Source organism: Vibrio sp. CUB2, from assembly GCF_001557945.1.
Lineage (GTDB): Bacteria > Pseudomonadota > Gammaproteobacteria > Enterobacterales > Vibrionaceae > Vibrio > Vibrio owensii.
On sequence record NZ_LNRB01000011.1, the window covers coordinates 1 to 17,636 of the forward strand.

At 45.9% G+C, this 17,636-nt stretch carries 17 protein-coding genes and 1 pseudogene; 6 read left to right on the forward strand and 12 right to left on the reverse strand.

What is annotated here, in order from left to right; genetic code table 11:
* Positions 1-242: pseudogene (locus tag ATB78_RS17770) on the forward strand (IS5/IS1182 family transposase); the annotation flags it as partial.
* Here ATB78_RS17770 and ATB78_RS17775 read toward each other — a convergent pair.
* The 4 genes from ATB78_RS17775 to ATB78_RS17790 form a co-directional block, all read right to left on the reverse strand.
* Entirely contained in the window at positions 239-706 is a 468-nt protein-coding gene (locus tag ATB78_RS17775) for a FimD/PapC N-terminal domain-containing protein (protein WP_061009585.1), read from the reverse strand. The pseudogene ATB78_RS17770 and the gene ATB78_RS17775 overlap by 4 nt on opposite strands.
* 26 nt (positions 707-732) lie before the next feature.
* On the reverse strand, positions 733-1,473 hold the full coding sequence (locus ATB78_RS17780; protein WP_061009587.1) for a fimbria/pilus periplasmic chaperone: 741 nt from the start codon (positions 1,471-1,473) through the stop codon (positions 733-735).
* A 58-nt stretch (positions 1,474-1,531) separates the two neighbouring features.
* Positions 1,532-2,065 carry a fimbrial protein gene (locus tag ATB78_RS17785; RefSeq protein WP_061009589.1) on the reverse strand — a complete coding sequence of 178 codons (534 nt, stop codon included), beginning with the start codon at positions 2,063-2,065 and terminating at the stop codon, positions 1,532-1,534.
* 465 nt (positions 2,066-2,530) lie between these two features.
* Entirely contained in the window at positions 2,531-3,466 is a 936-nt protein-coding gene (locus tag ATB78_RS17790; RefSeq protein ID WP_061009591.1) for a DMT family transporter, read from the reverse strand.
* 143 nt (positions 3,467-3,609) lie between these two features.
* Here ATB78_RS17790 and ATB78_RS17795 point away from each other — a divergent pair, with 143 nt between their 5' ends.
* The 3 genes from ATB78_RS17795 to ATB78_RS17805 all read left to right on the forward strand — a co-directional run bounded on the left by ATB78_RS17795 (position 3,610) and on the right by ATB78_RS17805 (position 8,006).
* On the forward strand, positions 3,610-4,524 hold the full coding sequence (locus tag ATB78_RS17795) for a LysR substrate-binding domain-containing protein (RefSeq protein ID WP_005436002.1): 915 nt from the start codon (positions 3,610-3,612) through the stop codon (positions 4,522-4,524).
* 101 nt (positions 4,525-4,625) lie between these two features.
* Positions 4,626-5,666 carry a trypsin-like serine protease gene (locus tag ATB78_RS17800; RefSeq protein WP_179947008.1) on the forward strand — a complete coding sequence of 347 codons (1,041 nt, stop codon included), beginning with the start codon at positions 4,626-4,628 and terminating at the stop codon, positions 5,664-5,666.
* Positions 5,667-5,789: 123 nt separating this feature from the next.
* Complete coding sequence (locus tag ATB78_RS17805; protein ID WP_061009595.1) at positions 5,790-8,006, forward strand: EAL domain-containing protein; 2,217 nt, start codon at positions 5,790-5,792, stop codon at positions 8,004-8,006.
* On the opposite strand, the gene fliJ is transcribed toward ATB78_RS17805, so the two are convergent.
* Genes fliJ through ATB78_RS17845 form a run of 8 tightly spaced genes read right to left on the reverse strand, consistent with a single transcriptional unit; the run spans position 8,001 to position 16,051 of the window.
* Positions 8,001-8,441 carry a flagellar export protein FliJ gene (fliJ, locus tag ATB78_RS17810; RefSeq protein ID WP_061009597.1) on the reverse strand — a complete coding sequence of 147 codons (441 nt, stop codon included), beginning with the start codon at positions 8,439-8,441 and terminating at the stop codon, positions 8,001-8,003. The genes ATB78_RS17805 and fliJ overlap by 6 nt on opposite strands.
* Positions 8,442-8,472: 31 nt before the next feature.
* On the reverse strand, positions 8,473-9,822 hold the full coding sequence (gene fliI, locus ATB78_RS17815) for a flagellar protein export ATPase FliI (RefSeq protein ID WP_061009599.1): 1,350 nt from the start codon (positions 9,820-9,822) through the stop codon (positions 8,473-8,475).
* On the reverse strand, positions 9,815-10,570 hold the full coding sequence (gene fliH, locus ATB78_RS17820; protein WP_061009601.1) for a flagellar assembly protein FliH: 756 nt from the start codon (positions 10,568-10,570) through the stop codon (positions 9,815-9,817). Before fliH ends, fliI begins: the two co-directional genes overlap by 8 nt.
* Positions 10,571-10,574: 4 nt before the next feature.
* Positions 10,575-11,594 carry a flagellar motor switch protein FliG gene (locus ATB78_RS17825; protein ID WP_061009603.1) on the reverse strand — a complete coding sequence of 340 codons (1,020 nt, stop codon included), beginning with the start codon at positions 11,592-11,594 and terminating at the stop codon, positions 10,575-10,577.
* Positions 11,557-13,308, reverse strand: coding sequence for a flagellar basal-body MS-ring/collar protein FliF (gene fliF, locus ATB78_RS17830; RefSeq protein ID WP_061009604.1), 1,752 nt, complete (start codon positions 13,306-13,308; stop codon positions 11,557-11,559). Before fliF ends, ATB78_RS17825 begins: the two co-directional genes overlap by 38 nt.
* Before the next feature lie 3 nt (positions 13,309-13,311).
* Complete coding sequence (gene fliE / locus ATB78_RS17835) at positions 13,312-13,668, reverse strand: flagellar hook-basal body complex protein FliE (protein WP_005435984.1); 357 nt, start codon at positions 13,666-13,668, stop codon at positions 13,312-13,314.
* 14 nt (positions 13,669-13,682) lie between these two features.
* Positions 13,683-15,014 carry a sigma-54 dependent transcriptional regulator gene (locus tag ATB78_RS17840; protein WP_009704998.1) on the reverse strand — a complete coding sequence of 444 codons (1,332 nt, stop codon included), beginning with the start codon at positions 15,012-15,014 and terminating at the stop codon, positions 13,683-13,685.
* The gene (locus ATB78_RS17845; RefSeq protein WP_061009606.1) at positions 15,014-16,051 is read right to left on the reverse strand and encodes an OmpA family protein; all 1,038 of its coding nucleotides are present in this window, start codon (positions 16,049-16,051) and stop codon (positions 15,014-15,016) included. Before ATB78_RS17845 ends, ATB78_RS17840 begins: the two co-directional genes overlap by 1 nt.
* A gap of 386 nt (positions 16,052-16,437) precedes the next feature.
* On the opposite strand from ATB78_RS17845, the gene ATB78_RS17850 reads away from it, so the two are divergent.
* Positions 16,438-17,256, forward strand: a complete 819-nt coding sequence (locus tag ATB78_RS17850; RefSeq protein WP_061009608.1) for a flagellar motor switch protein FliM — start codon at positions 16,438-16,440, stop codon at positions 17,254-17,256.
* Positions 17,253-17,621 (forward strand): flagellar motor switch protein FliN, encoded by a 369-nt coding sequence (fliN, locus tag ATB78_RS17855; protein WP_005435977.1) that lies wholly within the window; start codon positions 17,253-17,255, stop codon positions 17,619-17,621. The genes ATB78_RS17850 and fliN overlap by 4 nt, the downstream gene beginning before the upstream one ends.
* Positions 17,622-17,636 lie beyond the last annotated feature (15 nt).

Below are 17,636 nucleotides of genomic sequence, written 5' to 3' on the forward strand. Positions count from 1 at the left end.
ACCCTCGCAATTTAGCAGTAGGTTGTCAAAAGCTCTACGGCTCCAACAAGAAGTGGAAAAAGCGGTATGGCTATCACAAGCGCTCACTATCAGAGACAGCAATGTACCGAGTAAAACAGCTGCTAGGTGGGAAATTAAGCCTAAGAAATTACAATGCTCAGGTTGGCGAGACTTACGCAATGATCAAAGCGCTGAACAAACTTACAGGACTTGGTATGCCTGAAACTCAGTATATTGCTTAAGAACTGAACAACTTTAGGCTGCCATGTCTTCCCACCGAATTAAGCAACAAAGCCTGGGGAATATCCAAGTTCAAATGAAAATTTGACTCGTCGTAATTCCACTTCACCATGGGAGCGATCTCTGACAATAAGTGGCAACCAGATTTCGCTTTCCCTTTTGGCTCAACTTTGAGTCCAACCAGCTCAAGTTGCTGTGTCGTAAAGCAGGGTTCTTTGCGTTTCGTTTCCTTATTGAAAGCAGAAGAAACCACACTGCCTTGAGCAATCATTTCTCCATTCACATACAGGTCCACTAGATGACCATTTTCAAACGTAGAACCGTTAAAAGCACCATTGGAAATCGTATGCTTTTTTATATCGACATCACCTTGAAAAAGGGATGGGTCAAAAGCCAGTTCCTCACCGAAGGTTGGCGGGATAGCAAGCAAGGAAAAGATAAAAGACGAACGTTTGACGAACAACATAACACTCACCAAATTTAAAATAGTTTTTAAAATTGGATGGAGTAGCGTTTAGGTATTAAAGCTCCTTGATCACTAATTGTAGTTATTACCAAGTCCACTTTCTCTCCCTGTTTTACTTCCATATTATTGAAAGTAAAGTCCTTATATGAATAAGGTGAAATCATTTTCGCATCTGTAGCCCATTTTTTACCCTCACGCTCAAAGTAAATACTTGAGGATAAAGAAACATGTAATGGCTGATTATTATTAATGCGAATCTTAGCTATTCCATCATGATATTTAATGAGCTGTATTTGAAAATCATCAACCCAATTTCTTTTGTAATTAACCACTGACAATGGTCGATAAAACAGTTTCACTTTGTGCTTCACTGTCACGACAAGCTTATTGCCATTTGAAACCACTTTTGAGATGGCTGCATTGGATGGGATCTGTAAGAAATTAAAGTAAAATACAGACTCTTTGTCTTGAGGCAGTTCTCCGTCTACCCCTTTGATTATTCTTAGTGTTTGGCCTTGCTGCGGCTCGATTTTCGCGATGGGCGGCAGCACTATAAATGGCACTTCATTTTGAGTCGCTTTGGTTCCATCTTCGCTCTCAAACCAAGACTGAACCATGAAGACGTTTTGACTTTTGTTCTTTAGGTAAACGTTAACGAAGGGTTCACCTTCTGGGTAAATAATTCGGCTTCCCGTCATGACAATATTGGCATGGGCAGCGAAGCCAGAAATTAACGTGATAAAGACAACACAGAATCGCAAAAACATTATCACCTCGTTATTTGGCTTGGTTAGAGAGAGGGGTGAACCTCTCTCCCAACACTGATTACTGGTAAGAAACCGCGTATTGAAGTGACGCGTTCACCGTACCTGCCGTTGCTGCACCTGTTGCGTAGTATTGCGCACTGTATGTTGCTGTATTTGAGGTTTCACCTGCCGCTAGTGCTAGGTCATTGCTGCCTTTAAAGCCGCCTGTCAGATCAATCGCAGAACCTGATGTATCTAGGATTTGAATCTCAACATTGGTTGCGCTGCCCGTATTGCCAAGGTTTCCGTTGCCCGTTACTTGGTTGCCAACAAAGACAGTCGAGATGTTTGGAACACCTGCAACGTCGCCAGTACAGCCAGAGATAGAAATATCAAAGTCAGCACCGCCAGCAGTATCGCCATTGTTGGTCAGTTGCGATTTAGACACGGTTTCCAGCAACACCACTGGTGAAGCACTTTCACCATTCACCGCTACGGTACAAGTTTCATCCGTAACTTCACCCTGGAAAGTGATGGTATTTGCAGATGCCGCAAGTACAGATGATGTGAATAGAGTAAAACCTAAGATAGAAACTAATTGAGTGAGCTTCATATGAAATCTTCCTTTAATCTTGATTTATAAATGTAAACTTCGGGATTCAACATTATTTTGTGAACCGAACTCTCATTTCCTGAGTTCAAATTTAATTTATCAGTCTAATAAAATCTCAAATTAGCATTTTACAAATCATTTCCCAGATAATGCTAATAGCCCAATTTCATAGCAACTGGTCTAATTTGATAAGAATATTGATAAGAAATTTAGATGCTGTAGGGCTTTAGCTACAAATAACTCAAATCTGTTGTGGTTATTTTATGTGCTACAAATTTAGAGGAGAGACTACGTCGATTTTCAGTTAATTCGATCTTCAACTTAATGTTATTAAAGAATAAAACTCTTACATACGAATGCATTTGAGAAATAATCAACTGTTAATTCAAACTGAGTTTTAAGTTCTAAGACAGAGATGAAAAAACATAAAAAAAGCGGAAGATTTTTATCTTCCGCTTCTATTTATTAGTGAATTTTTGTAAATCCACGCCTCTGTTTTTGCAATTCAAACGTCGAAGAGAACCGAACCCAACATGTGTTTAATATCGTCACCAGCACAATAAGGCTTATTCCGAATATTTGTCTGTGGCTCATTTGGTCATCGAAAAACATCCATTGCCATACCGCTGTGAACAGTAGATTGGTGAAAATAAGCGGTGCAAGTTGAGAACCACTGCTAGCCAATTGATACGCTTTCGAACGAAAGACCTGTGTATTGATGATCAAAAGAGACATCAAAAAGACAAGCAATGTATTCGGTGTTTCAAACGCGTGAAGTGAAAGCGAGTGCAATACCACATTTGCATCGTTGAAGAGCATCAGTGGCAATATCAGTAAAGCAGCACAACCGAACGTCCAGAAGTTGATTTCTAATGGCGACAGGTCACTTTTACTCGCTTTATAGAGTGTCAGTTGCGAGCCTGAGTTAAACAAGCCACCAGCCAAGCCCAGTAACAGGTCGACTCGCCATGTAAATTCACCATCTGCGCCAGCCAACAGAATCACACCAGTAAATGCCATAACCAGTGCCACTATGGTCGACATTCGAATCTGTCCGCGCATAAAGAGTTTTTCAACGATAGGCATAAACAAAGGCCCTGTCGCAAACAACACCACACCTTCGACTAACGTGAGCGTTTGCAAAGAAGCGATAAAGCACAACTGACACATACCAATACAAAAGGCACGAAGCAAAATGGGTTTAAAAGTCTTGCCAGTAGGGAGAGTCAGGTTTTTGAAGCGCAGCATGACCAATAAAATCAACGCCGGAGTGAAAAAGCGCAAGAAACTGAATAGGGCCACCGAAAGGTCATCACTAAGCTGCTTCGCTAGCAGTCCAGTAACAGATAAGCTTAATGTAGACATCAGCATAAAGATGACGGATTTATTTTCGACTTTCATTGGATACTCCTTAATTCATGGAGTATTTTAGGCAAAGGCGTTCATCAGAAATAGCGAGTTATTTTAAACGCTAATGTAAGAAAAACTTACAGATTAAGAATCAGCTTACCGCTAACTACAAAGGTAATAGGAGTGAAGACACTATGCGCAAATTAGTCCCACTGAAGTCAATCTATGCCTTTGTTGCGGTAGCAGAGACTGGCAGCATGACAGAAGCGGCTCAACTGCTCTCTGTTAGCCATTCCGCGGTTAGCCAAGCCATCAAATCCTTAGAAAGCCAAGTTAACAAGCCTCTGTTTGATCGGGTTGGTCGCCAAGTTCGCCTCAATAACGAAGGAAAAAAATACTATCGTAAAGTCGCACCTGCACTTGAGCAGATTGTCGATGCCACAGAAGCGCTGATTCATGACCAAAATTCCAAGCGCATTACCTTTAATATGGTCAACTCACTGGCCCTGCATTGGTGGATACCTCGAATGTCGAGTTTGCAAGAGTTCGCCCCGCAACTAGATATCCGCTTATCTAACCTGATTGGTCAATTCAGTTTGGAACAGGAAGGCATCGATGCCGCCTTGGTGCACGGCAGTCCTCTTGAATGGCAAGACTATTATTGTGAGAAGTTGAGTGAAGATGAGTTGGTCTTGGTGTGCAGCCCTGAACTGCTCGAACACTCTGCCCCATATGACATTCCAGAACTTCTGAACACCTACCCCATTATCGAAGTCACCAATGACCGCCGCAAACACGACTGGCAAGTTTGGCAAGAAGAAACCGGCATAGAACGTCCAAAAGGGAAAAAACCGGTCACCTTTGATATGTCGATTCAGGCCGTGCAAGCAACAACTCGGCGACTGGGCTTGCTGGTCACGCACCGTCTATTTGTAAAAGATGACATCAAATACGGCCAACTCGTAGAATTAGGGCAGCCAATCATCAATCCTTATCAGCAGTTTTACTTTGTCTGTCCGCCGCACAAACTCAAACATGAGGCGTTTCACTTGTTACGCTCTTGGCTGCGACAAGAGTTTGGTCAGAGCAATATACAACCCTTTGAGTAACCTATAGGCTTTATTAAAATTATTCGTTTCTTAAGTGAATAGATTAATGCCGGAATTGGTATAAAGTAAGAAGAGTACTTTGAAAACCCAAGGATGGCTTTATGAGGTTGTATCATGTCTTAATGAGTGGCGTTTTACTCATGGTGCCACTGTCTGGAACTGCAGAAACCGCCAGTAGCGGTAACGATCCTGATTTAAAAACGTTTATTATTGGCGGGCAACAAGCGTCTGCGAATCAACTCCCCTTCTTTGCACGCCTGATACTGCACCGCACTGGTTCGAGTCAATTTGCCAACATCTGTGGCGGCACGATCGTCAATGACAGGTACATAATGACGGCTGCACACTGTGTAGAATCGGATGTATTCACCGACGGGTGGACAATCAATGATCTTCGCGTTTTAGTCAAAAACCCAACCATGGATGATGTGTTTGTCGAAGAGTTCAAAGACGTACGCTCTATCACGATACATCCCGATTACAACGCGAGTGACTTGTGGATCAATGACATCGCGATATTGGAACTAACCCGCCCTATCACAGACAACGTACAATCCATCACTTTGCCACAGGACTTTGGTGACTACAGTAACCGGTCAGTTTTCCAAATTTTTGGCCTTGGTCAAACCTCAACCAACGATGCGACAGGACCGAATTACCTGCGCTGGGCAGAGATCCAACCTCTTACAGACTCACAATGTTCTTCGCTGGTTTCAGGTTTTAACTCTCAAGAAAGTTTGTGTGCGAACGGCTTCCCAAACCGAGCTTACACGGGAATATGTAGCGGTGATTCCGGCGGCCCGTTAACGTATCAAGATGGTAGCGGTAATTATCAACAAATCGGCATCGTTAGTTATGGCTCATCAGTTTGCGAATCTCCTGCCATTCCTAGCGTATTTACTGAAGTATTGAATTACACCCCTTGGATTGAGGCGCAGACCAGCGCTGGCACTAAGACCACTTACGATGCCGCATTAGCCACAACCGAAGATTACCACAGTGAAGGGGATTCAGGTTTTGACCCAGAAGACACCACAAGTAATGACTTCGGTGATAACGGCAGTGATGGTGGTTCTATCGGGTTTGGATGGGTCGCTTTAGGAGGCCTACTGGCTTGGACAAGACGACGTAAGCCTTTGTAGCACGTAGCTTTATCCTTAGTTACAAATTTTAGAATAAAAACTCTAATCCACGTAATTTTCCAGTTCATCTCAAGCCGATAATACTGTTATTATCGGCTATCCAACCATTTTCAGATCAAACTCATGAATAAAGCTGCATCGGCTCGCCGAATCAAAGCGATGCTGTTTCTGACTCTTGGCGTCACCCTATCCGTGTTTGCCGGATTTGCACTGTCGCAAATGTTCGTCATTGAAAAAGATGCATTCCAGCTTATATCAGTAGTCAGCTCAGTAATGGTGGTGAGTTTTTTACGTTACCAATGGCAATCTTTACCTGCGATTGTATTGAGCTTGATGGCCTATTACTTCTTTACGGGTCGAAGCTTTGAGCACGCCTTGCTCTATTCCCTCACCGTTCCCATACTGCCTTTTGCGTTTTCAAGCTTATTTCACTACCTCAACAGTCGCTCACTTCATCAACCTGCTGCACGGCGGATAAGCCTGTTTTTCATCATTATTGGTTGTTTATTTCCGTTCGCGAATACCATCAAGATGATGTTGGTCAATACCTTCGTTGATGGTAAGTTCTTAAGCGCCGATTTTCTGTTTTATGCCACGTTAGGTAACTACTTAACTCAATTACTGGTCACGCCAATCTTGTACGTGGTGGTCAGTTTGTTGACCGACACCGATACCCAGTCCTATCTGGCACTAGATAAACGTTTGAGGATCTCCAACAACCGTTGTCAAAGCTACATAACTTGGTTGGTAAGTTGCGTCGCGATTTTCTTTGCGGCCGCACTCTCTTCTTCTTCATTTATGCTCAATTCACTGAGCTTCTTTGCCGTCTTACTTGTCGTGGTCGGTTTAGCAAAACACGGTTTGATTCGCCCGCTCTTTGTCGGCTCGCCGTTTATTTTGTTGATCCTTAATGACGGTATTCGTCACTTCAATGAAGGATTGATTGGAGACAAACAGTTCTACGGCTTGCTGATCATTATTACCGTGCTCACTACGTTAGCTTACCTACTTGGCGGCTACTCAGTGAAACTGTTTGAGATGACACAAAGACAAATCCGCTCAGAGCGTATCGACCCATATTCAGGGCTTTCGAACATCGCTCAGTTGAAAGAGGACATCAGTCATCAATCTCGTTCATTGTTGATCTACCTTGACTTAACGCCAACGCTATCGATGTTGACCGATTTAGGGCATGAGGGAAAATCTCAACTCATCATGCAGCTTAGTGAGTTTTTGTACTCACGAAACAACAGCATCAATCGCTGCTATCGCCCGCCTTTCTCTACAGGGCTGCTGAGCTTTACCCATTACTCAGATACTGCTGAGGATGACCTTAGCGAAGTCGCCGAGTACTTAGAGAGCTTCCAATTCTACTGGCGAGGCACATCCGTCGCATTGGTGTCGCCGACCATCTTCTGCACGCTCGTTAGCCAAGACCAAGACATTGAGAAAGTGGTGTCGATTCTGTGCGATCAGCCACCACAGAATGACAGCAGCATCCACTGGGTCAACATTCAATCTTTTGAAATGGACCGCGTGGACAAACTCAATCACATTCAGCAGGTATTTAAGCGCGAGCAGTTTGAGTTGTTCTGCCAACCATACATGAAGCTTTCTGAATCTGAGCCGTCGAAACACAGCTTTGAAGTACTTCTCCGCCTAAAAGAGCGTGATGGTCAGGCTCTACCACCTTCAGCATTTTTCCCATTGATTAATCAGTTTGGATTAGAACTCAAACTCGACCATTGGGTCATCCTCAATACCTTCCGCATGCTGAGTGACAAGGTTAAGAATTGGGATGAGATTGGCCACTGTGCGATCAACTTAACAGCTAAAACACTCAGTGCCGAAAACCTTGCAGCGCGCATTATTGAAAGTGCCCAAAGCTTCTCTATTCCCTTAAATAAGATTTGCTTTGAGATCACCGAATCATCCGCCCTGATCAATGAACAGCAAGCCATTGCAACCTTGAATTACTTGCGAAATCAGGGCTGCAAAATCGCGATAGATGACTTTGGAACAGGCTACGCTAGCTTCGCGTACTTGCGCAGATTGCCACTGGACATTCTTAAAATTGAAGGAGCGTTTGTTCGTGAGATTACGCAGAATGAAACCGACCGTTTGATCGTCAGCTCTATCGCGACGGTCGCAAAAGAAATGCATTTAGAAACAGTGGCAGAGTTTGTCGAGAGCACCGCACACATTGCGATATTAAGAGGTTTAGGCATCGACTTTGCACAGGGTTATGGGGTCGCGAAACCGATGCCTTTGAGCGAGTATTTAGCCGAGCTATTTAAGGCTTCACACAAAGCTCAACAGCCAGAGTTGGAGACGCTATAGGGCTTTGCGCTTTAAACGAGAGTTGATGATATCTTCAATCAACTTTTGTTCTTTCTTGGCTTTTTCGTAGTTTTGTTTAGTGCGCCAACGTTCCAACACCTTCTCCAAACCCTGAACTCGGGCATGTTTGTATTCGAGATGTTTTTGCACCGATGCACATTCCGCCTGCATCACCGCTTGTTCCTGTTCGTGGTGGCGCAGCATCTTTTGTAGCATTTGGTCGACGCGATTAAGATTCATCAGCGCAGCACTATTCAGCACAGGCGTGGTTAAAGCGGATTGTCCGGCGTGGTTTTTCAAGGCAGAAAGTTGCGCTACTTGCATCGTAAGGTGGGAGTGACGCTGACGCATGAGATCAAGTTGCTGCCCGACTTTGTCTCGCTGCTTCTCTTCCATCAATTGCAGCTTGCCCACCGCCTTAAGTTTCGATTCCATCTAATTCCTTAATCCACTTATCAAGCAGCAATTACTGCTCGCTTTGAAACATCTGCGCTAACGAAGTCAAACTGGTTGGGTAATCAACAGCTTCACTCGCTGATTGCTGCAGATAAGCACGCAAATGCGGATACATAGAAACCGACTGATCCAACTCAGGATCTTGCCCTGGTTGGTATCCACCAAGAGGCAATAACTCTTTCACTTGCAGATAGTTGGAATAAAGCTGACGGAAGTTATTCGCAATCGTACTGTGCGCTTCATGGGCACAAGCGTTCATACAACGGCTGATGGAGGCGTTGATATCAATCGCTGGATAATGGCCTTGCTCAGCCAGTTGCCGAGACAACACCACGTGTCCATCAAGAATTGCACGCGCCGAATCCACCACTGGATCTTGCTGATCATCCCCCTCGGCGAGAACGGTATAGATCGCAGTTAAACTGCCGTGGGGGTTTTCGCTGTTACCTGCTCGCTCAAGAAGCTGAGGTAATACGCTGAATACCGAAGGCGGATAACCACGCGAGGCAGGCGGCTCTCCCAAGGAAAGCGCAATTTCACGTTGTGCCATAGCGTAACGCGTCAATGAGTCCATCAACAATAAGACGTCTTTGCCTTGGTCGCGAAAATACTCCGCCACACGATGGCAAAGTAGTGTCGCACGCAGTCGCATGAGCGGAGACTCATCGGCTGGCGCGGCAACGATAATGGCTTTTTTACGCGCTTCTGGAGTGAGGTTTCGTTCAACAAACTCTCGCACCTCTCGACCACGTTCGCCAATCAAGCCCACCACAATCACATCGGCCTCGGTGTTCTGAGTAATCATGCCCATCAGGACACTTTTACCCACGCCACTACCGGCCATTAAGCCGATGCGTTGTCCCTTGCCCACGGTGAGCAAACCATTGATCGCTCGGACGCCAACGTCTAACGGCGTATCAACAGGACGACGCTTAAGTGGGTTGATCGGTTTAGGTTCAAGTGAAACACGATCTCCCCCCTTAAGCGGTGCACCGTCATCAAAAGGTTCGCCAAGTCCATTCACTACACGCCCTAGCCATTGCGAACTCAGTTGAACCGTACTGTCACCGTCAAGGGGGATCACTTTGGCGCCAGCGAACAACCCCCCTAGGCGTCGAATTGGCATTAAGTAGGCCACAGTATGATCAAAGCCAACCACTTGTGCCTCGATCATGTCGCCCTCTGCCGTTTCCACTAAGCAGCGCTGTTCAAGTTTGAATCGGCACCCGACGGCTTGCAGCATTAAGCCGTTCACTTTAATCAAACGTCCCGTCACTCGCGCAACAGGAATCGAATCGAGTGACGCCAACGCATCACTCAATCTCTCGTTTAACAGTTCATGGCTCAATGTATTACTCATGCTCAGTCTCTACTTGTGGCATCGAGACTTCATCGAGCAAATGCTGTTTTACGTTGTCCATGCAGGCTTGCAGACGTGAATCGCAGCTTGCGTCTGCCTCTGCGTCTTCTGTCACTAGCTGGCACCCACCAACAGGTAGCTCTGCATTTGCCACTAACTTCCAAGCCGTTGGTAGGTCAGCATTGATTTGCGTAATTCGCTCCAAATCCTGAGGATTAAGATGAACAATCACGCTTTCCGCTTTACCCGGCATGGCTGACAAGGTTTCATCAACAAGAGCCAGAATCTGTTGCGGCATCAAGGTTAGCTCCGCACGAATCACTTGCTGCGCAACCTTCTGCACCAACTCACAAATCATATGACGTTGCTGCTGCTCTTTGTCATTTTGCCAACGAGATAAGGCTTGAAACAGTTCATTGACGGGCTTCGCCGCTTCGACAAAGCTTCGCTTGCCAGATTGTTCACCAGAGATGAATCCCTTCTGAAAGCCTTCTTTCTGCCCTTCAAGCAATCCTTGTTGTTTGCCTTGGTCGAGCCCCTGACGTAACCCTTCATCATGGCCTTGCTGCAAACCTTGCTGGAAGCCTGCTTCAAGCTGCTGTTGAATATCCGCTTGGGTATCTTGCCAACCTTGATTATCTAGTGCGAAATCATCTTCAATATTCACTGGCTGCGCCAGCGGTGGAAAACGATGTAAACGGTAGCCACTTGGTGGCAAGCGCATGGTGTTGGTTGCTCTCTCTGCCATTGCCTTACTCCACCGTTTGCTCTTCATAAAGCAGCAATTGGATTTCGCCCGCTTCATCAAGCTCACGAACCAGCTGCATAATATCTTGGCGAGCGCGTTGTACTCGGCTCAACACCACAGCACCACGTAGCTCCATGTCGTCTTCCAATGCTTTCGCCATGCGTTGCGGCATTGAACGTTTGATGGTTTGCTGCAAGGTAATCTCGGAACCTTTTAATGCCACCGCCCACAATTCCAACGGGATCTGCTGGACAAGCGCATCCATGGTTTCTTCGCGCTGACGACCAAGCACCATAAAGTCGAACATGTTCTCTTCGATTTCGTTGACCACGTTTTCGTCGTGCAACTTGAGCATTTCCATCAAGGATGCGCGATCACCTTCGAATCGGTTAATGATGTCTGCGGCTTGCTTCACGCCCGAAAGCGGTGTGCTTTGACTTGCTGACACTTTCTCGATGCAGCGTTCCACCAGTTCATGCAGATCGTTCGCCACTTGATGATCGATGTCTTGCAACTGAGCGATGCGGAACAAGATTTCATCGTGGTAATCCTGAGGTAGATGCTTCAAGGCCGCCGAAGAGCTGTCTGCTGGCAAATAGGCCAAGAAGATAGCTTGCATCTGAGGGTGTTCATTGACAATAAAGCGCGCCAACGTTTCTGCTTCTACCCATTGCAAACGCTGCATGTTGTTGCGAATTTCATCGCCATACAGATTGTTGAGTAAGCCTTTCGCTAGGTCATTACCCAAAGCTTTACGCAGCGTATTCGATAGGTACTCTTTTGATGCACCACGGATACCGCTATGCTCACGAAAATCTTCGAAGAAATGTTGAATCACCCCTCGTGCAGAATCACTCTTAATGCCATTCAACTTCGCCATTGCACGTGTGACGCGTTGGGTTTCATCTCGGCTGAAGTGCTGCAACACTTTGGCGGCCGCATCTTCACCCATTCCCAACAGCACAAGTGCGGTTTGTTCTACATAACTAAGCGTCTGCTTTGACGTCGACTGCGCTGTGTTCATTGATGTTTACCCATTGTTTCAGAATTTCGGCTACACGCTCTGGCTCTTCGTTAGCAATAAGCTGTAGGTGTTTCAATTGAATCTCGAGTGGAGAGCCTGCTGGCGGCAGCATGTCACTGTTTACATCCAAGCCAGACGACACGGCAATGCCTTTCTCCGACAGTTTGCGGTTAAGCACTTCTTCTCGCTCACGCTCTTCACGTGTCTGAAGGTTGTCGTATTCCGGCTCCACTTGTGGCTCAGCAAATTCAAGCTCTGGTGCTGGTTTGTCCGCCCCCGTTAAGTGCATGATCAAAGGACGAAGCACGAAGAAGATCATTGCTAAGCCCAGCATGCCGCCAATTACGTAGCGCAGTGGCTGCTGTACCGTCGGGTCTTGCCACCAAGGCAGTGCTGGCGGCGCATCAATCTCAATCGGAGTGAAGTTAAAGCTCATCAAACTTAGGCTGTCACCACGAGTATTTGAGATGCCTACTGCGTCCATGATCATGGTTGAGATCTGAGTTTTGTCCGCTTCACTCCAAGCAACGCCGTCTGGTGCCGCTTGCGAGTTAAGCAATACAGAAACGCTCAACTTTTCGATTTGGCCTTGCTGGTATTGAGTGCGACGCACGCTACTGCCTACCGCATACTGACGGTTGATTTCTGAGCGAGCATTGGTGTTCTGGCTATCGTTGGTTGGGGTTTCACCGGTTACTGGCGGTTGGTTGCTCAGCGAACCAGGAATACCTAGTGCAATTTGATCAACAGAATTGTTTTGAATGGTGTGCTCGTTGCGAACCACTGGCGCGTTATCGAGGATCTCTTGGGTTTCCTCGACTTGGCTGAAGTTCATGTCTGCCGCAACTTGTACGCGGAAGTTACTTGGCCCCAGGATTGGCGTTAGCATGTCTGCCGCACGTTGGATAATCTGCTTCTCAACACTCTTTTGGTATTCAAGGTACTTCGCGTTGACTTTACCCGCCTCGGCAGAAGCGACGTCAGCACTCAATAGTCGGCCGTATTGGTCAATCACTGAAACAAATTCAGGCTTCATTGCCGTGACACTGCCAACCACCAAGTTGATGATCGCTTCCACTTGTTCTGGCTTAAGATCTTCACCCGGCTTGAGTTCCAACATGACAGAAGCCGAAGGGTTTTCCGTGTTTTGGCGCACGAACAAGGTTTGACGAGGAATCGCTAAGTGCACACGCGCGTTTGCTACAGCATTCAGCGACATGATAGTGCGCACTAACTCACCTTCTAAACCATGGCGGTAACGCGCCGTTTCCATAAACTGACTCGTACCCAGAGAGCTGTCTTCTTTAAGCGAATCTAAACCCGTAGGCAGTTTGGCTTTGACACCTTTCGACGCAAGCAACATTCGAATACGGGCAACTTCACCTTCAGGAACCAATACTTGGCCATTTTGCTCTTGCATGCGGTAGCTGATGCCTTCAGTTTCTAATACCGACACAATTTCGCCGATATCAAAACGCTCTTGCTGACTGTAAAGCGGACGGAAACTTTGTGAAGAACTCCAAAGCGCTACCACGATGATAGCCGCAACAATGGCCGCTAAAACCGCTGACAGCACCAAGTTACGTTGGCTGCTTGACCACAGTTGCTTGAGTTTATTGGTTACGTCATCCATCCCACGGTTTGAGGACAGAGTCTGAGCGGAGCCGGCATGCATTGCAGAATTTCCGGCCACTTGAGTGGATAGTTCTGACATGGGTTACACCGGCATCTTCATGATATCTTCAAAGGACATGACCACTTTGTTGCGCACTTGCATCAAAGCATTGAATGAAAGGCTCGCCTTTTGACTGGCGACCATCGCGCCGACCAAATCGTCACTCGCGCCGGTTTCAACAGCTGTCATTTTTTGGCTTGCTACCGATTGATGCTGATTGACCGTGTCGAGCACATTGGTCATCGCTTGTGAGAAAGAAATCGGTGCATTCAAAGTCTGTTGATCTAACGGGTTTGCACTCACAACAAATTCAGGTGGCTGAGCTTGCGTTCGCATCGCCTCCATTTTAGACAGCATTAACTGCTCTGCTGAGACTGCATTAGTTGGTTGACTTGCCATCTACTTTTCTCCTTTTAGGCAGCCGAGCCAAGCGCCGACTGTAAATCAATACCGTGTTCGCGCATTGCTGCAAGCTTGTAACGTAACGCTCGAGTAGACACACCCAAAGCGTTGGCGGTTTTGGTTCGGTTTCCACCAAACTGACGTAATTTATCTAGGATGAATTGGAACTCGGCTTGCTTCTTCGCTTCGACATGACCAAAGCTGGAAACAGGCTCAGCGGAAGGCACTGGCGTCAGCAATTCAATCGGCAGCATTAGATCATGAGCGGTGATGTAATCCCCATGGCGCATGACAAGTGCTCGTTGAATGACGTTTTCGAGTTCGCGAATATTGCCCGGCCAGTGGTACTGGCTTAGCGCCGCAATGGCATCTTGGGACAGATGACAACGGCTGCTATCTTGGTATTTTTCAATAAAGAATTGGCTGATAGGTAAGATGTCTTCTTTGCGCTCACGCAATGGCGGCCAATGCAATGGCAGCACATCTAGGCGGTAGTAAAGATCTTCACGGAACGTGCCTTTTTGCACTTCTTCACGCAAGTCTTTGTTGGTCGCGGCGATCACTCGGATATCCAACTGAATCGCTTTGTGGCTGCCAACACGTTCTACTTCGCGCTCTTGAAGTACACGTAACAACTTTGCTTGAACCGCTGGTGACATTTCACCAATTTCATCGAGCAGAATCGTGCCACCATTAGCCTCTTCAAACTTACCGCTTTGCGAATTCGTAGCTCCGGTAAATGCCCCTTTCACGTGACCAAACAACACCGCTTCCAGCATTGATTCTGGAATAGCGGCACAGTTCACGGCAACAAACGGGCCGTCATCACGAGGCGATTGTTCATGAACGTAACGCGCCAGCACTTCCTTACCCGTGCCAGATTCGCCAGTAATAAGCACGCTAGCATTAGTACACGCTGCGCGATGCGCGAGTTGAAGTACTTGTTTACTGCGCCATGATTCGGCAACGATGTTTGCCAGTGGTTTGCCCAACGCTTCTACACGCTTGAGCAAGTTCAGCAATTGGTTTGTTTCAAATGGGCGAAGCAAGTAATCCGTCGCACCCGACTTCATCGTCTCCGCCGCCAAAATACCCTGCTCTTGGTCAACAATCGCAATCACCACGCCAGCATTGCGCTGCTTTTGATGACAAGCGACAAACTCACGCACACACATGTCCGGTAAGTTTGAGCTGACCAACGTAATGCAAGCTCGCTCTTCCAATAGCGCGCTGCGACCAGTGCGGCTGTGTCTTGCGGAATAACCAGCATTCCCAAGTACATCAAGCACTGGTTGAGCGAGGTGTTCATTTGGCTCAACCAACAAAATATCCGTTTTCGTCATCATTGAACCTTTACCTTCTCTTGTTGGGTTTGTTGTTTTGCTTCTGCGTTGTTGGTAGCAACGTTGATTTTGGCAACCACACGCTCGTTGTCTCGAACAAGGCGCAACGTCACACGACGGTTTTTAGCTTGTCCCGCTTGCGTGTTATTGCTTGCTATTGGGTATCGCGAGCCATGAGCACGAACTTCAATCAACGAATGGTCAACACCTTGTTGAACCAGAGCTTCTGCGACTTGCTCAGCTCGCTGGCGAGATACGGTTAAGTTCGCCAATTGAGAGCCGACATTGTCAGTATGACCATCAACCAGAATCTTGGTGACGCGGTCATCGACAGAAATGTAGCTGTATAACGCTGCGATAGTGCTTTGCTGGCTGCGACTTAGTGTTTTTTGGCCAAACTGGAATGGCAAATTCACATCACGAGCTTGGGAGTACGACAACTTCGGCAACTGCGCTCGACATTGATTGAATGATGCCAACGCATTTTGAATTTGAATGGTTGGTAAGGTGACACCACTGATGGCGGAATCATTCTTTCCACTTAGTGACAACGTAACCCAACTTCCGGAAGTAATGGCTTTAAGTAGAGACTCCGTCCCATGCGTGAAAGCAAACTGATTCGTTGCTGTTGTTAATGCAAGAGAAGCCTCTTCTTTCCTTAAAAGCTCTTTTTCCCAAGGAGCGCTCTCACTAAACAATAAAACGTTATTCCATTTATTGTTGTTATTGTGAACGTCAGCAATAAATGTAACTTGGTTATTTGGTTCCGCTAGGAAATAAAACTTCCCCTGTGGAATATTTGAATGCATTAAGTTGCACTCAAATTTATTTCCTTTATATAGCCAAGTAGAAAGGTCCATAGGTATGGTGATTTTTTCACCTGCCAATGAAAAATTAGGTGAAGTTAAACCAGCTAATAGGAATACTTTAGAAAGTATTATCAAACCTCTTCTTTGCAGGTATTTATCACACAACCCTGACATTGAAGGTTTAATTAAATATGCCATTGGATGAAAAAATTTGGCATAGGTAATCATATTAATTCCCTATTCTGAAATATTAAAAGCGGTCATTAATCGTTCATGCAGCTTAGAGAAGCATTCGTCGAAAGACTTTTTTAGACCAATAAAACAATGAGTTACAAAGCTCAAATTGAAAAGCCGCTGTTTTCCCTATCAGCATAAACTGACCGAATTAACAACAACTTAGCTAATAATTGTTATAGTTTTTTATTAACTCTTTTATAATTCAAAACTAACTCTTTTTAATTTTTATTAAAAGTACCTATGGTTAGCTTCAAATCAACATGTGAACTAAAGTCACAATCTTTAAAGTTGAAACTAAAGGATCATAAAAAAGTCTGTGTAGACTGTCCGCAATTAAGTTAAAACAGTTTCGTTTGTTAACGCACGGTAAAATATAAATGGAAAGCAGAGTTAACGAGCCTATTTCCGACATCAAGTTGCTTGATGTAGAGTTGCTAGGCAAACCTATTCATATCATTCGTGAAAAGCTCGAAAGTTTGATTTCAGAATCTTGTTCAAGCCTAACCAATGAATTACAAAATTGGCTCAGCACCAACAAAATCGAAGTGAATTTAGTTGCAGTAGAGCTACACAGATTCTCGCCAACTTTATTGGATAAAGACCAAACCTCCACTTATCAGCATCAAGATGGTGGCATGGTGTATATCCACGGAGACGCACAAGCATTAATCAAATTGGCTGACCGTTTTTACGGTGCGGCAACAGAGCGTACTTCTACTAGCTTGACCGCGAGTGACCTGCGCCTTCAGGAGCGTATCAGTCGAATCATCATCAACTGGCTAGCGCCGCAAGAAATGTGGCAACCCTGCGAATATGAAACGCCACGAGGCATCGGTCTGCATGCTGAGCTTTCAATCGCGTTTGAAGATTTCCAAGGTGCCATTCATCTCAAGCTTGATAGCACCATGATTCAAACCTTGATTGAGCAGCTAGCCCTTCATAACGATGCCGATTTGTATCAACCGTTTTGTCGCTCGTTAGAGTCAACCCCTGTACGTCTTAACGTCGTTTTGAGCAAGAAAACCATGGCATTGAGTGATGTGGTTGGATTGCAGCCAGACGATATTTTGCCAATCGAACTCCTCAATACCGTGCCAGTGAGCATTGGTAACCAAACTCTTTTCTCTGGTCGTGTTGCAGAACAAGACGGTCAGCTTGTATTGATCTTTAACCCAGATAAGGAATCGCAGCGATGAGCGAAGCGCAAGAGAACCAAGCATTCGACGCCGATGAATTAAACTTTGACGATTTTCAATTAGAAGATTTCGAAACCGAACAGGCTTTCGCTCCTGAGCCCGTTGCTGAGCGCGATTTGAGTTTCTTCAAAAGCATCCCGGTTACCGTGACACTTGAGGTGGCGAGCAAAGAAATTCCTTTGGGTGACTTGATGAAAGCCGGTGAAGGAACAGTGATTGAACTGGACAAACTCAATGGCGAACCACTTGATGTAAAAGTAAATGGTTCTCTAATGGGGCAAGCGGAAGTCGTGGTCATTAACGACAAATATGGCCTGCGCCTGATCAACGTTCATGATTCTGCGCTTAACAGCGTAGGTCGATAGTTTCAGGTGGGTTGT

Excerpts from the sequence above, each read along its gene's own strand:
- ATB78_RS17775 (WP_061009585.1), bottom strand. The coding sequence starts at position 706 with ATGTTGTTCGTCAAACGTTCGTCTTTTATCTTTTCCTTGCTTGCTATC.
- ATB78_RS17780 (WP_061009587.1), bottom strand. The coding sequence starts at position 1,473 with ATGTTTTTGCGATTCTGTGTTGTCTTTATCACGTTAATTTCTGGCTTC.
- ATB78_RS17785 (WP_061009589.1), bottom strand. The coding sequence starts at position 2,065 with ATGAAGCTCACTCAATTAGTTTCTATCTTAGGTTTTACTCTATTCACA.
- ATB78_RS17790 (WP_061009591.1), bottom strand. The coding sequence starts at position 3,466 with ATGAAAGTCGAAAATAAATCCGTCATCTTTATGCTGATGTCTACATTA.
- ATB78_RS17795 (WP_005436002.1), top strand. The coding sequence starts at position 3,610 with ATGCGCAAATTAGTCCCACTGAAGTCAATCTATGCCTTTGTTGCGGTA.
- ATB78_RS17800 (WP_179947008.1), top strand. The coding sequence starts at position 4,626 with ATGAGGTTGTATCATGTCTTAATGAGTGGCGTTTTACTCATGGTGCCA.
- ATB78_RS17805 (WP_061009595.1), top strand. The coding sequence starts at position 5,790 with ATGAATAAAGCTGCATCGGCTCGCCGAATCAAAGCGATGCTGTTTCTG.
- fliJ (WP_061009597.1), bottom strand. The coding sequence starts at position 8,441 with ATGGAATCGAAACTTAAGGCGGTGGGCAAGCTGCAATTGATGGAAGAG.
- fliI (WP_061009599.1), bottom strand. The coding sequence starts at position 9,822 with ATGAGTAATACATTGAGCCATGAACTGTTAAACGAGAGATTGAGTGAT.
- fliH (WP_061009601.1), bottom strand. The coding sequence starts at position 10,570 with ATGGCAGAGAGAGCAACCAACACCATGCGCTTGCCACCAAGTGGCTAC.
- ATB78_RS17825 (WP_061009603.1), bottom strand. The coding sequence starts at position 11,594 with ATGAACACAGCGCAGTCGACGTCAAAGCAGACGCTTAGTTATGTAGAA.
- fliF (WP_061009604.1), bottom strand. The coding sequence starts at position 13,308 with ATGTCAGAACTATCCACTCAAGTGGCCGGAAATTCTGCAATGCATGCC.
- fliE (WP_005435984.1), bottom strand. The coding sequence starts at position 13,668 with ATGGCAAGTCAACCAACTAATGCAGTCTCAGCAGAGCAGTTAATGCTG.
- ATB78_RS17840 (WP_009704998.1), bottom strand. The coding sequence starts at position 15,014 with ATGACGAAAACGGATATTTTGTTGGTTGAGCCAAATGAACACCTCGCT.
- ATB78_RS17845 (WP_061009606.1), bottom strand. The coding sequence starts at position 16,051 with ATGATTACCTATGCCAAATTTTTTCATCCAATGGCATATTTAATTAAA.
- ATB78_RS17850 (WP_061009608.1), top strand. The coding sequence starts at position 16,438 with ATGGAAAGCAGAGTTAACGAGCCTATTTCCGACATCAAGTTGCTTGAT.
- fliN (WP_005435977.1), top strand. The coding sequence starts at position 17,253 with ATGAGCGAAGCGCAAGAGAACCAAGCATTCGACGCCGATGAATTAAAC.